Origin of the sequence: Pantoea sp. NSTU24, from assembly GCF_050157905.1 — a bacterium.
In the GTDB taxonomy this organism is placed as follows: domain Bacteria; phylum Pseudomonadota; class Gammaproteobacteria; order Enterobacterales; family Enterobacteriaceae; genus Pantoea.
Genome location: NZ_JBKIWZ010000001.1, coordinates 2,066,281 through 2,080,951, shown reverse-complemented (window position 1 = coordinate 2,080,951; position 14,671 = coordinate 2,066,281). Strand labels below are relative to the sequence as shown.

Sequence of the window (14,671 nt, the reverse complement as noted above, 5' to 3'; positions counted from 1 at the left end):
GCTTTGTGCCAGAATAATTCCCCTTACATGTAACTGACAGGAAAGCCGTGGTGAAAATTCTGGTCGATGAAAATATGCCTTATGCCCGTGAGCTGTTCAGCCGGACCGGCGAAGTCGTTATGGTGCCAGGGCGCCCGCTGCCGGTAGAAGAGCTGGCCGACGCTCAGGGGCTGATGGTGCGCTCCGTCACCCAGGTCAATGAGGCGCTGCTGGCGGGCACGCCGGTGAAATTTGTCGGCACTGCCACGGCAGGCACCGATCATGTCGACGAGGCCGGGCTGCAGCGGGCGGGTGTTGCGTTCTCCGCCGCCCCCGGCTGTAATGCCATTGCGGTGGTGGAATATGTCTTCTCTGCACTGCTGCTGCTGGCGGAACGTGATGGTTTTCAGCTGCGCGATCGTACCGTCGGGATTGTCGGCGTCGGTAACGTTGGCGGGCGGCTGCAAAAACGGCTAGAAGCCTGGGGCATCCGGACGCTGTTGTGCGATCCTCCACGCGCCGATCGCGGTGATGAAGGCGAGTTCCTGTCGCTGGACGCCGTGGCTGAGCAGGCTGATATTCTGACGTTCCACACGCCGCTGTTTAAAGAGGGCCCTTACCGGAGCTGGCATCTGGCCGACGCGGCACTGCTGATGGGGCTGAAACCCAATACCATTTTGATCAACGCCTGTCGCGGCGCGGTGGTGGACAACGGTGCCCTGCTGGAGGTGCTAAAGATGCGGCACGATCTCAGCGTAGTGCTCGATGTCTGGGAGCCGGAGCCGGATCTCTCGCTGGCGCTGCTGGATAAGGTCGATATCGCCACACCCCATATCGCGGGCTACACGCTGGAAGGCAAGGCGCGCGGCACGACCCAGGTATTCGAAGCCTGGTGCGACTTTATCGGTCAGCCGCAGCAGGTGCCGCTCAGCACCTTACTGCCGGTGCCAGAGTTCAGTGAGATCACGCTGAATGGCCCGCTCGATCAGCCAACGCTGAAACGCCTGGCGCATCTGGTGTATGATGTGCGCCGCGATGATGCCCCCTTGCGTAAAGTGGCGGCAAAACCCGGTGAGTTTGATCGCCTGCGCAAGCAGTATCAGGAGCGCCGCGAGTGGTCATCGCTGCGGGTAAACTGTGATGAGGCCGCCACAGCCGCGATGCTCAGCCAGCTGGGCTTTAACGCACGCTTCTCCCCGGAATAATGCCCGCTGCGGGCCGGTTAACCGTTTCCTTATGGAATCAAACGGAACAGAGGCGGTGCGCAGTGCTGACACCCGATCGGGCGGCGGGTTAAAGGGGGGATAAATCTGAATCCCCGGGCGGTGAATATCACCGCCTTCTGTTTTTATGTCATTGTCTGGAGTAAACCAACATGTCTGACGGCTGGAATATTGCGCTACTTGGCGCGACAGGCGCAGTAGGGAACGCTGTACTGGAACTGCTGGCGGAACGCCAGTTCCCGGTTGGTGAATTATATTTACTGGCCAGCGAGAACAGCGCGGGCGAAACAAAACGCGTCGACGGCCGCTCGCTGCGGGTCGAAAATGCAGAGTCGTTCGACTGGTCCCAGGCGCAGCTGGCCTTTTTCGTGGCCGGACGTGACGCCTCGGCGCGCTATGCCGATGACGCCGCTAACGCAGGCTGTCTGGTGATCGACAGCAGTGAGCTGTTTGCGCTGGAGCCCGATGTGCCGCTGGTGGTGCCGGATGTGAACCCGCACGTGCTGGCGGATTACCGCAACCGCAACATTATCAGCGTGGCCGATAACCTGGTGAGCCAGCTGCTGACCGCCATCAAACCGCTGGTGGATGCGGCGGGCCTGGGACGTCTGCAGGTGACGAACCTGCTCTCTGTCTCCAGCTACGGCAAAGTGGCCGTAGATGCGCTGGCCGGTGAAAGTGCCCGACTGCTGAACGGTATTCCGGCCGATGAGCACCATTTTGGTCGTCAGCTGGCCTTTAACCTGATGCCACAGCAGGCTGATGCCGAAGGCAGCGTCGAAAGTGAACGCCGTCTGATTGATCAGGTGCGTAAGGTGTTGCAGGACGACGGCTTACCGATTGCGGTCAGCAGCGTGCAGGCACCGGTGTTCTACGGTAATGCGCAGATTGTCCACATTGAGAACCTGCGTCCGCTTTCGGCGGAAGAAGCGCGTGCTGAGCTGGCACTGGCGGCAGATATTCGTCTGAGCGAAGAGGATGAGGTGCCGACACCGGTGACGGATGCTTCGGGGAATGGCGAGCTGAGCATCGGCTGCGTCCGTAACGACTACGGCATCCCGGAGCTGCTGCAGTTCTGGTCTGTGGCGGACAACATTCGCTTTGGTGGCGCGCTGATGGCGGTAAAAACTGCTGAGAAACTGGTTCAGGAGTATCTGTAACCATGTCAGAAGGTCAGACGCACAAGCTGGCGCTCGGTATTGAATATGATGGCAGCCACTACTATGGCTGGCAGCGTCAGAATGAAGTCCGCAGCGTGCAGGAGAAGGTAGAGCGGGCCCTGTCGAAAGTAGCCGACCATCCGGTCAGCATTTTCTGCGCAGGTCGCACCGATGCGGGCGTGCACGGAACCGGACAGGTGGTGCATTTCGAAACCACCTCGCAGCGGCCGGACGGGGCCTGGACGCTGGGCGTTAACGCCAATCTGCCGTCGGATATTGCGGTTCGCTGGGTAAAGGCGGTGCCGGACGCGTTTCATGCCCGCTTCAGCGCCACAGCGCGCCGCTATCGCTACCTGATTTATAATCAGCGCCTGCGTCCGGCGGTGCTGGCGAAGGGAGTGACGCACTTTTACCACCCCCTGGATGCGGAGAAAATGCATCGCGCCGGGCAGTGCCTGCTGGGCGAGAATGATTTCACCTCGTTCCGCGCGGTGCAGTGTCAGTCACGCACGCCGTGGCGCAACGTGATCCACCTTAACGTGACGCGCCAGGGCGCTTACGTCATTGTGGATATCAAGGCCAACGCCTTTGTGCATCACATGGTGCGCAATATCGTGGGCAGCCTGATGGAGATAGGCTGCGGCAATCAGCCGGAGTCATGGATGGCAACGCTGCTGGCGGCGAAGGATCGGACATTAGCCGCCGCCACCGCCCGGGCAGAAGGGTTGTATCTGGTAGCGGTGGATTATCCATCGCACTTTGCGTTACCACAGCCGCCGATGGGACCGTTGTTCCTCGCGGATTAATTCACTTTCAGGACTTTAAAGGGCGCCCTATGGAGTTTCTCCATTTTCTGGTTGATTTTATTTTGCACATTGATGTGCATCTTGCCGAACTGGTTGCACAGTACGGTGTGTGGATTTACGCTATTTTGTTCCTGATTCTGTTCTGCGAAACCGGGCTGGTTGTCACGCCGTTTCTGCCAGGTGATTCGCTGCTGTTTGTGGCAGGCGCGCTGGCGGCGCTGCCGGGGAACGATCTTAATGTGCATCTGATGGTGACATTGCTGGTGGTGGCGGCTGTGCTGGGCGATGCGGTGAACTACACCATTGGCCGTCTCTTTGGCGAGCGGTTGTTCAGTAACCCGGACTCGAAGATTTTCCGTCGCAGCTATCTGGATAAAACCCACGCGTTTTATGCCCGTCACGGTGGAAAAACCATTATCCTGGCGCGTTTTGTACCGATTGTCCGGACCTTTGCACCGTTTGTGGCCGGAATGGGCCACATGTCCTATCGCCACTTCGCGCTGTTTAACGTCTCGGGTGCACTGCTGTGGGTGCTGCTGTTCTCGTATGCCGGCTACCTGTTTGGTGATCTGCCGGTGGTACAGGAAAACCTGAAGCTGCTGATTGTGGGCATTATCCTGGTCTCGATTCTGCCGGGTGTGATCGAAGTCTGGCGTCATCGCCGTCAGGCGAAGCAGCAGAAGCAGCCCTGAGGTTTCGCTCAGGGGTAAGACCAGATTTTTATCCACAGTCTGAACAGGTTGTGGTTTAATGAGCGACATTTACCGTCTGCTGAAGCGGTTTTCAGCAGTATCAAGACGACTGGACCAGGTCAGTTTTTAACAGAAAGGTCATCAATGAGCTGGATTGAACGCATTCTTAATAAGAGCACCACAACGCCTGCGCGCAAAGCTAGCATCCCGGAAGGGGTGTGGACGAAGTGTGACAGCTGTGGACAGGTGCTTTACCGCGCTGAACTGGAGCGCAATCTTGAGGTCTGCCCGAAGTGTGACCACCACATGCGTATGCATGCCCGTGAGCGCCTTGGCAGTTTCCTCGATCAGGGCACCCTGGTTGAGCTTGGCAGTGAACTCGAGCCTAAAGATCTGCTCAAGTTCCGCGATTCCAAGAAGTATAAAGATCGTCTGGTCGCCGCCCAGAAAGACACCGGCGAAAAAGATGCATTGATCGTAATGAAAGGTCAGCTGCACGGCATGCCGGTTGTGACGGCCGCCTTTGAATTTGCCTTTATGGGCGGTTCCATGGGCTCTGTCGTGGGTGCACGTTTCGTCCGTGCCGTTGAGCAGGCGCTGGAAGATAACTGCCCGCTGATCTGCTTCTCCGCCAGTGGGGGTGCCCGTATGCAGGAAGCGCTGATGTCGCTGATGCAGATGGCGAAAACCAGTGCGGCGCTGGCAAAAATGCAGGAACGCGGTCTGCCTTACATTTCTGTGCTGACTGACCCGACCATGGGCGGCGTCTCCGCCAGTTTTGCGATGCTGGGCGACCTCAACGTCGCGGAACCGAAAGCGCTGATCGGCTTTGCCGGTCCACGCGTTATTGAACAGACCGTGCGTGAAAAACTGCCGCCGGGCTTCCAGCGCAGTGAGTTCCTGATTGAGAAGGGCGCGATCGACATGATCATTCGCCGTCCGGAAATGCGCTATAAACTGGCGAGCCTGCTGGCCAAAATGATGAACCTGCCGGCACCGCTGCATGACGGTGAACAGTCCGTTCCTGCGACGACTGAATCGGAAAGCAACGAGGCCTGACAGGAGATAGAGAGGCACGCCCGTCGTGCCTCTTACCAATGCACCGTATACCGCAGCATCCGTCTGGCGGGTATCAATAAGCAAAACGGGACATATGGACAATCTTCACCTTCCTCAAGCCACGTCGCCTTTGGCCACGTGGCTTTATTATCTTGAGCACCTGCATACTCAGGCCATCGAACTGGGTCTGGACCGTATTCGTCAGGTAGCACTTCGTCTCGACCTGCTCAAACCCGCTCCTTTTGTCTTTACCGTAGCCGGAACCAACGGCAAAGGCACGACCTGTCGCACGCTGGAAACGCTACTAATCGCCGCAGGCTATCGCGTGGGCGTCTACAGTTCGCCCCATCTGGTGCGCTACACCGAACGCGTCCGGGTGCAGGGTCAGGAACTGAGTGAGGCGCAGCACTGCGCCAGCTTCGCGGAAATCGAGGCCGGACGGGCAGATATTTCGCTGACCTACTTTGAATTTGGCACGCTCTCGGCGCTGAACCTGTTCCGCCAGGCGCAGCTCGATGTGGTGATCCTGGAAGTCGGTCTGGGCGGACGGCTGGATGCCACCAATATTGTGGACGCTGATGTCGCCGTCATCACCAGCATCGCGCTGGATCACACTGACTGGCTTGGCCCGGATCGCGAAAGCATCGGACGAGAGAAAGCCGGTGTCTTCCGCGCCGGAAAGCCTGCTGTGGTTGGCGAAGCCGAAATGCCGCAGAGCATTGCCCGCGTCGCGCAGGAAAAAGGCGCGCAGCTGTTACAGCGTGATGTGGACTGGTCCTGGCATGCGCAGACGGAGAGCTGGTCGCTGCGCGATGCGCATGGTGAGCTGAACGATCTGCCGCTGCCGCAGGTGCCGTTGCCGAATGCGGCTACAGCGCTGGCGGCGCTGCGGGTTTCTGGCCTTGCGCTCAGTGAGGCGCAGATCCGCGCCAGCCTGCCACTGGCGATGCTGCCAGGACGGTTTCAGACCCTCAGCGAGTCACCACGCGTGATTCTGGATGTCGCTCACAATCCGCACGCGGCGACCTATCTGGCGTCACGGCTGGCGGCCCTGCCGAAACGCGGCAAGGTGCACGCCGTTGTGGGTATGCTGCATGATAAAGACATCGCCGGAACGCTGGCCGCGCTGGCGCCGGTCGTCGATGCCTGGTATTGCGCGCCGCTGACGGGGCCACGCGGCGCCAGTGCTGAGCAACTGCTGGACGCGCTGCCGCAGGGCGAGGCGTTCGGCTCGGTTGAGCTTGCCTGGCAGCAGGCGCGGCAGCGTGCTGCGCCGCAGGATATCGTGCTGGTCTGTGGTTCATTCCACACTGTGGCACAGGTCATGGAATCGATTGAAACGGAGAAAGGACGTGGCAAGTAAGTTTCAGAACCGTTTAGTCGGTACCGTTATTCTGGTCGCCGTGGGCGTGATTGTACTGCCGGGGCTACTGGATGGTCAGAAAAAGCATTACAAAGAGGAGTTCGCCGCCATTCCACTGGTGCCGAAACCCGACGATCAGCAGGACAGCGAGATGGTGCCGCCGGTAACGCAGTCTTTACCGGCTCAGCCACCGGAAGGTGCGGGCAGTGCTGTCAGCAACAGCAGCGGCGCAGCCAGTACCACGGCGGCGCAGGGGCGGACGCAGCCTGAGGAAGAGAGCGAGCCGGCCGTCGTGTCGCCGCCGCCGGTGCATCAGTCTGTGCCTGCTCAGACGGTGACGAAGCCGAAAGCGGAAGAAACCCGCAAGCCCAAAGTGACCGAGCAGACGAAGCCGAAAACGGTCGAGCAGCAGAAGCCAAAAACGGTGGAACAGCCTAAACCGAAGCCGGTTGAGCAGCCAAAAGCGGTGGAACAGCCGAAGCAGGATCAGCCGAAGCAGGAAGAGTCGCCGAAAGCCGCAGAGAGCACCGCCCCGGCTGGACAGGCTTACGTCGTACAGCTGGGTGCGCTGAAGAACGCCAGCAAAGTCAATGAGATCGTCGCGCAGCTGCGGCTGTCAGGCTACCGCGCCTTTACCGTGCCTTCGACGCCGGTACAGGGTCAGATCACCCGCATTTACGTGGGACCGGATGCCTCGAAAGCCAAAATGCAGAGCGCGGTGGGCGAGCTGAAAAGCCTCTCAGGGCTGGGCGGCGTCGTGAAGCCGTACAGCGCTCGTTAACGCGTTCATCGACGCTGCCGATAGCAATAACAGGCAGCGTCTTTGCGCCGCCAGATTCACCAGTTAAGCTGGTATCTGGTCTGAAAATATGAAGATTTTCAACGGACTGTCTGGCTGAAAATCAACCGGGCGAGGGTCTTTTTTTTCATCGCCCTTTTTATGGATGCAGAAAAAGAAAACCGCTACGCAAACGTTTTCTTTTTCTGTTAGAATGCGCCCCGAACTGGATGCAGGGGTGCAATTGCACTGGCGCTGGAAAAGTTCATGATCTGGATTGATTACGTCATTATTGCGGTAGTTGGTTTTTCGGCTCTGGTCAGCCTGGTTCGCGGGTTTGTCCGGGAAGCCTTATCTCTCGTTACCTGGGGATGTGCGTTTTTTGTCGCCAGTCATTACTACGCCTACCTTGCAGTCTGGTTTACAGGTTTTGACGACGAACTGGTTCGTAACGGTATTGCCATCGGTGTGCTGTTTGTGGCTACCCTGATTGTGGGGGCTATCGTGAACTACGTTATCGGCTCGCTGGTGGAAAAAACCGGCCTGTCGGGAACCGACCGGGTGTTGGGCGTCTGTTTCGGGGCGTTGCGGGGTGTGCTGATCGTAGCCGCTTTGCTGTTCTTCCTTGATACATTCACTGGCTTTTCCAGAAGTCCGGACTGGCAGCAGTCCCAACTCATTCCCGAGTTCAGTTATATCATCAGGTGGTTTTTTGATTACCTGAAAAGCACGTCGAGTTTTTTACCCCGGTGATGTGACCGGGAGTGCGGCTTAATGAGGAAATGACAACATGTGCGGTATTGTCGGTATCACCGGTTTCATGCCGGTCAACCAGTCGATCTATGACGCGTTAACGGTGCTCCAGCACCGCGGGCAGGATGCCGCAGGCATTTGTACTATCGATGCGCTGAAATGTTTCCGCTTGCGAAAGGCAAACGGCCTCGTCAGCGACGTTTTCGAAGCACGCCACATGCAGCGTCTGCAGGGCAACATGGGGATTGGTCACGCGCGTTATCCCACAGCGGGAAGCTCCAGTGCCTCTGAAGCGCAACCTTTCTATGTAAACTCGCCGTATGGCATTACCCTGGCGCACAACGGTAACCTGACGAACGCCCACGTGCTGCGTAAGCATCTGTTTGAAAAAGGCCGCCGTCACGTTAACACCACGTCAGATTCTGAAATCCTGCTGAATATCTTTGCGCAGGAGCTGGATCGTTTCCAGAATGACCCGCTGGAAGCCGATAACATTTTTGCGGCGGTCGCCGCCCTGCATCAGCAGGTGCGTGGCGCCTACGCCGTCGTCGCAATGATTATCGGGCATGGTATGGTTGCCTTCCGCGATCCAAACGGCATCCGTCCGCTGGTGCTGGGTAAGCGCGTCATCGCCGATGGCCGCACTGAATATATGGTCGCCTCCGAAAGCGTGGCGCTGGATACGCTGGGCTTTGAGTTCATTCGTGACGTGGCACCGGGCGAAGCGGTTTATGTCACCGAGCAGGGCCAGCTTTCGACCCGCCAGTGCGCGGAAAACCCGAAGAGCAATCCGTGCCTGTTTGAATATGTCTATTTTGCCCGCCCGGACTCCTTCCTGGACAAAATCTCCGTTTACAGCGCCCGCGTCCGTATGGGCACCAAGCTGGGCGAGAAGATTGCCCGCGAATGGGAAGATCTTGATATCGATGTGGTCATTCCGATTCCGGAAACCTCAACCGATATCGCGCTGGAAATTGCGCGTATTCTCGACAAACCCTATCGTCAGGGCTTTGTGAAGAACCGCTACGTGGGCCGGACCTTTATCATGCCAGGCCAGCAGTTACGCCGCAGCGCGGTGCGCCGCAAGCTCAACGCGAACCGCGCCGAATTCCGTGATAAAAACGTGCTGCTGGTGGATGACTCGATCGTCCGCGGCACCACCTCCGAGCAGATTATTGAGATGGCGCGTGAAGCGGGCGCGAAACGGGTCTATCTGGCCTCTGCGGCCCCGGAGATCCGTTTCCCGAACGTCTACGGTATTGATATGCCAAGCGCCACCGAGTTAATCGCCCACGGTCGCGAAGTGGAAGAGATCCGTCAGCTGATTAAAGCCGATGCGCTGATTTTCCAGGACCTGAACGACCTGATCGAGGCGGTGCGTGAAGAGAACCCGGAGATTGCACAGTTTGAGTGCTCCGTGTTTAACGGCGTCTACGTCACCAAAGATGTCGATCAGCAGTATCTGGAGTATCTCGAATCGCTGCGTAACGATGACGCCAAAGCGCTTCAGCGGCAGAATGAAGTCGAGAACCTTGAGCTGCACAACGAAGGCTGATGTGGCACTGAGCCGGTCAGGATAAAGCAGGGCGGGAGCAATCCCGCCCTGTTTGTTTTCAGAATCCCGCTGGCCGCGTATGATGGCGCACTGGCAGATATAAGGTTGGACTATGAAACGACTCATCATTGGCATCTCTGGCGCAAGCGGGGTGATTTACGGCGTGCGCCTGCTGCAGGTGCTGCAGCAGGTGGAAGGGGTGGAAACGCATCTGGTTATGAGCAACGCGGCGCGGCAGACCCTGGGGCTGGAGAGCGACTATTCGCTGCGCGATGTCCAGGCGCTGGCCGATGTGGTGCATGACGTGCGCGATATTGCTGCAAATATCTCGTCCGGCTCGTTTAAAACTCTGGGCATGGCGATCCTGCCCTGCTCGATGAAAACGTTGTCGGGCATCGTCCACAGCTACAGCGATTCATTGCTGACCCGCGCCGCGGATGTGGTACTGAAAGAGCAGCGCAAGCTGGTGCTGTGCGTGCGGGAAACCCCGCTGCATGTCGGCCATTTGCGGATGATGACCACGGCCGCAGAGCTGGGGGCGATTATTATGCCGCCCGTGCCCGCGTTTTATCATCGCCCTGAGACTATCGACGCGCTGATCGATCAGACCGTGAACCGGGTCATCGACCAGTTTGATATTGAATTGCCGGAAGATCTCTTTACGCGCTGGCAGGGTGCATAAAGTTCCGCTGGCGCACTTATTTAGTGCATAAGCGCGCCAGGGATCACTCTTCGTGCATTTGATGCACCAAAAGTTAACAACATCGCTTTTTCTCTTTTACTTCGCTGCTATATTCCCCTCACAAACACAGCATTTTCACCGGTCTGACGTCACGCTAACTGCGTGGATTGCTTGCAGAACTGGCATGAAACATGCAGATTAATTTGCGCAAACACATCACGAACCACATAACAAAAAGCACTTTACTTGAGGGTAATCTATGAAAAAGCGTGTTCTGGCTCTTTCCCTGATGCTGGGCTTATCCAGTGCTGCCAGCGTTTTTGCGGCCGTACCGGGTTCGATCCGTATTGGTACAGATCCAACTTACCCACCGTTTGAGTCGAAAAACGCGCAAGGCAAGTTAGTGGGCTTCGACATCGAGCTCGCTAACGAAATCTGTAAACGCATTCATACCCAGTGTACCTATGTTGAAAGTGACTTTGATGCGCTGATCCCGTCGCTGAAAGCGAAGAAAATCGACGCCATCATCTCCTCACTCTCAATCACCGCCAAACGTCAGGAAGAGATTGCCTTCTCGGAAAAACTCTATGCGGCGAATGCGCGTTTAGTGGCACCAAAAGGCTCTAAGATCGAGCCGACCATCGAGTCGCTGAAAGGAAAAAATATCGGTCTGCTGCAGGGCACCACCCAGGAAACCTATGCTAATGAAAACTGGCGGCCAAAAGGCGTAACCATTACGCCTTATGCGAATCAGGATCTGGTCTATCAGGATCTGAATGCCGGACGTATTGATGCAGCTTTCCAGGATGAAGTGCAGGCCAGTGAAGGTTTCCTGAAGCAGCCGGTCGGTAAGAACTATGCGTTCGCCGGTCCTGCGGTGAAAGATGACAAGATTTTTGGCGTCGGCACCGGTATGGGACTGCGTAAAGATGACAGCGAGCTGAAAGCGGCTATCGATAAAGCGTTTACCGAAATGCGTAAAGATGGCACCTACGACAAGATTGCGAAGAAATACTTCGACTTTAACGTGTACGGCGACTAACCATCCTGTCGCTTTATCCGCTATGCAGTACGCCGCTCTGCCCGCCTGAGCCGCTTCGCTCGGGGCAGACGGTATCTGCAAAGACGAGATAGAGCTAAACTGCCCGTCGAACGCTGGCGGGCAGCGTTTCGTTTTCACCCCACGACAGGACCCTCTCGATGCTGTATGGCTATTCTGATGTAATTCTTCGGGGCACCCTGGTAACGCTGGAACTGGCGCTTACCTCCGTGCTGCTGGCGGTGCTGCTGGGCCTGATTGGCGCAGGCGCGAAACTGTCACGCAACCGGCCTCTGGCGATCATTTTTGAAGGTTATACCACGCTGATTCGCGGTGTGCCGGACCTCGTGCTGATGTTGCTGATCTTCTACGGCCTGCAGATTGTCCTCAACCAGGTGACCGACGCGCTGGGCATGGCGCAGTTTGATATCGACCCGATGGTGGCTGGCATCATTACACTCGGCTTTATCTATGGTGCCTATTTTACCGAAACCTTTCGTGGTGCCTTTATGGCGGTGCCAAAAGGACAGATCGAAGCGGCTACCGCGTTCGGTTTTACCAGCGCGCAGGTGTTCCGCCGCATTCTGTTCCCCGCCATGATGCGCTATGCACTGCCGGGGATCGGCAACAACTGGCAGGTCATTCTGAAAGCCACCGCACTGGTTTCGCTGCTGGGGCTGGAGGATGTGGTGAAGGCGACCCAGCTGGCGGGCAAAAGCACCTGGCAGCCGTTTTACTTCGCCATCGTCGCGGGCGTGATTTATCTGGTATTTACCACGATTTCTAATGGCGTGCTGTGGTGGCTGAACCGTCGCTACACTGTCGGCGTGAAGAGGGCGAGTTATGATTGATATTATTCAGGAATACTGGAAATCGCTGCTCTGGACCGACGGCTATCGTTTTACCGGCGTCGCTATCACGCTATGGCTGCTAATCCTGTCGGTTACTCTTGGTGGATGTCTGGCGATTTTGCTGGCGATAGCGCGGGTGTCGCCTAACCGCTTTATCAGCTTTCCGGTCTGGCTTTTCACCTACGTGTTTCGCGGTACGCCACTCTATGTCCAGCTGCTGGTGTTCTATTCAGGCATGTATACGCTGGAAATTGTCAAAGGCACTGAGCTGCTGAACGCTTTTTTCCGCAGCGGACTGAACTGCACGCTGCTCGCGTTTACGCTGAACACCTGCGCCTATACCACAGAAATCTTCGCGGGGGCGATTCGCTCGGTGCCCCACGGCGAGATTGAAGCGGCGCGGGCCTATGGCTTTTCCACCTTTAAGCTCTATCGCTGCATTATCCTGCCTTCGGCGCTGCGGACGGCGCTGCCGGTGTACAGCAATGAAGTGATTCTGATGCTGCACTCTACGGCGCTGGCTTTCACTGCCACGGTGCCGGATCTGCTGAAAATCGCGCGGGATATTAACTCCGCGACCTATCAGCCGTTTACCGCCTTTGGTCTGGCGGCTGTGCTCTATCTGATTATTTCTTACGTGTTGATCAGCCTGTTCCGCCTGGCGGAACGCCGCTGGCTGGCCCACGTGAAACCCTCTTCATCGCATTGAGTAGAACTATGGCTGACAATAAATTAAGCGTCACCGAATTGCATAAGCGTTACGGTGAACATGAAGTGCTGAAAGGGGTCTCGTTGACGGCTCAGGCGGGCGATGTGATCAGTATCATTGGCTCGTCCGGTTCAGGGAAAAGTACCTTTTTACGCTGCATCAACTTTCTCGAAAAACCGAGTGAAGGCACCATTGTGGTCAATAACCAGCAGATTACGCTGGTGCGCGACAAAGATGGTCAGCTCAAAGTGGCTGATAAAGAGCAACTGCGGGCGTTACGCACCAGCCTGACCATGGTGTTCCAGCACTTTAATCTCTGGAGCCACATGACGGTGCTGGAGAACGTCATGGAAGCGCCGATTCAGGTGCTGGGATTAAGCAAAGCCGACGCGCGTGAACGCGCCATTCGCTATCTCGATAAAGTAGGTATTGATGCGCGTGCTCAGGCGAAGTATCCGGTGCATCTTTCGGGTGGTCAGCAGCAGCGCGTGTCGATTGCGCGCGCGCTGGCGATGGAGCCGGAGGTGCTGCTGTTTGACGAACCGACCTCCGCGCTGGACCCGGAGCTGGTGGGCGAGGTGCTGCGCATCATGCAGAAGCTGGCGGAAGAGGGCAAAACGATGGTCGTGGTTACGCATGAGATGGAGTTTGCCCGTCACATCTCCAGCCATGTGATTTTCCTGCATCAGGGCAAAATTGAAGAGCAGGGCCCGCCTGCGGAGCTCTTCGGCAACCCGAAAAGCCCACGTTTACAACAGTTCCTGAAAGGGTCGCTGAAGTAACCGCTGGCAGAGCGTGACGGTGAGGGCAGCAGGGCACGGGCATAATGTGCCCTGCACGTCGCGTCCGGGCACTGGCAGGATTATTGCGTCCCGGGCTGCCCCGACGTCGGGCCGTCACGTTTGCAGCAGCTTCAGCGCCGTATCTTCATCCGTTACCAGGCCTGATATCCAGCCGCCCCGTAAGGCAGCACGGATGGCCGGATATTTGCGCTCGCTGCCTGCGAAGCCAATGATTCTGCGCTGCGTCTGACTTTCCAGCTGCACGCTGGTCAGCAGCGCATCCGTTTCTCCCCACACCCGTTCGCCCTGCTGATTGAAAAAATGTCCGAGCATTTCACCCACTACGCCGCGTTCATTCAGCGCCGCGACCTGCGTATCGGTAATAAATCCCTCGGCGTTTAACGGGCAGCCCGGCATCACTTCTCCGATACCCACAAAGGCCACATCCGCCTGTAACGCGCGATCGATGACGCGCTGATAGACCTTATGCTGCACCCACATCGCTTTGTCCTGCGGCGTATCGGCGTAGAGCGGCGCAGGGATAAAGAAATACTTGCCCTGCATCTTTTCGGCCATCTTCAGCGGCACGTCATAGCGTGTGCCGGAATCATCCCGTGCGATGGCACCAATCATGGACACGCAATGATGCTGCGGGCGTTCAGTCCAGGGCAGCGCATCAATTATTGCGCGAAGCGTTTTGCCGGAGCCAATACCGAATACCTGCGGCGCTTCCTCATTGATGAATTGTGTCATCACTGACGCGCCTTCGACGGCCAGCATCTGCTGGATAGCCTCATCATTCAGACTGGCCGATGGCACAACCCGGCATAAATCCAGACCAAACTTCGCCTGTACCTCACGCGCCAGCTGCAAACAGTGTGTGACGGGATGATCGATCTTCACGTTCACCATGCCCATTTCGCGTGCGCTGGAGACCAGACGCTGCGCGACCTGGCGCGACAGTCCCAGTGCCTGCGCGATCTCCTGCTGCGTCACGCCCGCGACGTAATACATCCATGCGGCACGTGCGGCCAGCTCCTGCTTTTTTTCTTCTCTGCTCATCACGCTGTTCCGTCGAATTCGGCAGAACATCTTACCGCCACGCGGGAGGAAAAGCACCAGCTGAGCAAAAGCCCTGCAAATGAGCAAATGTATTATTTGTGACGTGGATCGCAGATGGATCGGCGCCATGGGCACTATGCTTAACGCTATCGGGCAAATGCCCTTTTTTGTGGCAAAT

General features: G+C 57.2%; 15 protein-coding genes. 14 read left to right on the top strand and 1 reads right to left on the bottom strand.

Annotation, left to right across the window (positions count from 1 at the left end; translation table 11 throughout):
* The first annotated feature begins 50 nt into the window (after positions 1–50).
* The 14 genes from pdxB (at position 51) to hisP (ending at position 13,431) form a co-directional block, all read left to right on the top strand.
* Positions 51–1,184, top strand: coding sequence for a 4-phosphoerythronate dehydrogenase PdxB (gene pdxB, locus ACLHDD_RS09780; RefSeq protein ID WP_427103962.1), 1,134 nt, complete (start codon positions 51–53; stop codon positions 1,182–1,184).
* Between the two features lie 170 nt (positions 1,185–1,354).
* Positions 1,355–2,362 (top strand): aspartate-semialdehyde dehydrogenase, encoded by a 1,008-nt coding sequence (locus ACLHDD_RS09775; RefSeq protein WP_427103961.1) that lies wholly within the window; start codon positions 1,355–1,357, stop codon positions 2,360–2,362.
* Between the two features lie 2 nt (positions 2,363–2,364).
* A complete protein-coding gene (gene truA / locus ACLHDD_RS09770) occupies positions 2,365–3,168 on the top strand; it encodes a tRNA pseudouridine(38-40) synthase TruA (protein WP_427103960.1) in 804 nt (267 codons plus the stop codon).
* Positions 3,169–3,197: 29 nt separating this feature from the next.
* Positions 3,198–3,860, top strand: a complete 663-nt coding sequence (locus ACLHDD_RS09765; protein WP_427103959.1) for a DedA family protein — start codon at positions 3,198–3,200, stop codon at positions 3,858–3,860.
* A 144-nt stretch (positions 3,861–4,004) separates the two neighbouring features.
* Positions 4,005–4,919, top strand: a complete 915-nt coding sequence (gene accD, locus ACLHDD_RS09760; RefSeq protein ID WP_427103958.1) for an acetyl-CoA carboxylase, carboxyltransferase subunit beta — start codon at positions 4,005–4,007, stop codon at positions 4,917–4,919.
* 94 nt (positions 4,920–5,013) lie between these two features.
* The gene (gene folC / locus ACLHDD_RS09755) at positions 5,014–6,282 is read left to right on the top strand and encodes a bifunctional tetrahydrofolate synthase/dihydrofolate synthase (RefSeq protein WP_427103957.1); all 1,269 of its coding nucleotides are present in this window, start codon (positions 5,014–5,016) and stop codon (positions 6,280–6,282) included.
* Entirely contained in the window at positions 6,272–7,063 is a 792-nt protein-coding gene (gene dedD, locus ACLHDD_RS09750) for a cell division protein DedD (RefSeq protein WP_427103956.1), read from the top strand. Before folC ends, dedD begins: the two co-directional genes overlap by 11 nt.
* 264 nt (positions 7,064–7,327) lie before the next feature.
* Positions 7,328–7,813, top strand: coding sequence for a colicin V production protein (gene cvpA / locus ACLHDD_RS09745; RefSeq protein ID WP_111140455.1), 486 nt, complete (start codon positions 7,328–7,330; stop codon positions 7,811–7,813).
* A 37-nt stretch (positions 7,814–7,850) separates the two neighbouring features.
* A complete protein-coding gene (purF, locus tag ACLHDD_RS09740) occupies positions 7,851–9,368 on the top strand; it encodes an amidophosphoribosyltransferase (protein WP_427103955.1) in 1,518 nt (505 codons plus the stop codon).
* A gap of 112 nt (positions 9,369–9,480) precedes the next feature.
* Entirely contained in the window at positions 9,481–10,050 is a 570-nt protein-coding gene (locus ACLHDD_RS09735) for a UbiX family flavin prenyltransferase (protein WP_427103954.1), read from the top strand.
* A 259-nt stretch (positions 10,051–10,309) separates the two neighbouring features.
* Positions 10,310–11,092 carry a lysine/arginine/ornithine ABC transporter substrate-binding protein ArgT gene (gene argT / locus ACLHDD_RS09730; protein ID WP_427103953.1) on the top strand — a complete coding sequence of 261 codons (783 nt, stop codon included), beginning with the start codon at positions 10,310–10,312 and terminating at the stop codon, positions 11,090–11,092.
* Positions 11,093–11,250: 158 nt separating this feature from the next.
* Positions 11,251–11,940, top strand: a complete 690-nt coding sequence (locus tag ACLHDD_RS09725) for a histidine ABC transporter permease HisQ (RefSeq protein WP_427103952.1) — start codon at positions 11,251–11,253, stop codon at positions 11,938–11,940.
* The gene (locus tag ACLHDD_RS09720; protein WP_128084701.1) at positions 11,933–12,649 is read left to right on the top strand and encodes an ABC transporter permease; all 717 of its coding nucleotides are present in this window, start codon (positions 11,933–11,935) and stop codon (positions 12,647–12,649) included. Before ACLHDD_RS09725 ends, ACLHDD_RS09720 begins: the two co-directional genes overlap by 8 nt.
* 8 nt (positions 12,650–12,657) lie before the next feature.
* Complete coding sequence (gene hisP, locus ACLHDD_RS09715; protein WP_427103951.1) at positions 12,658–13,431, top strand: histidine ABC transporter ATP-binding protein HisP; 774 nt, start codon at positions 12,658–12,660, stop codon at positions 13,429–13,431.
* Between the two features lie 114 nt (positions 13,432–13,545).
* Here hisP and ACLHDD_RS09710 read toward each other — a convergent pair whose 3' ends face one another.
* On the bottom strand, positions 13,546–14,493 hold the full coding sequence (locus tag ACLHDD_RS09710; RefSeq protein WP_427103950.1) for a sugar-binding transcriptional regulator: 948 nt from the start codon (positions 14,491–14,493) through the stop codon (positions 13,546–13,548).
* Positions 14,494–14,671: the final 178 nt, after the last annotated feature.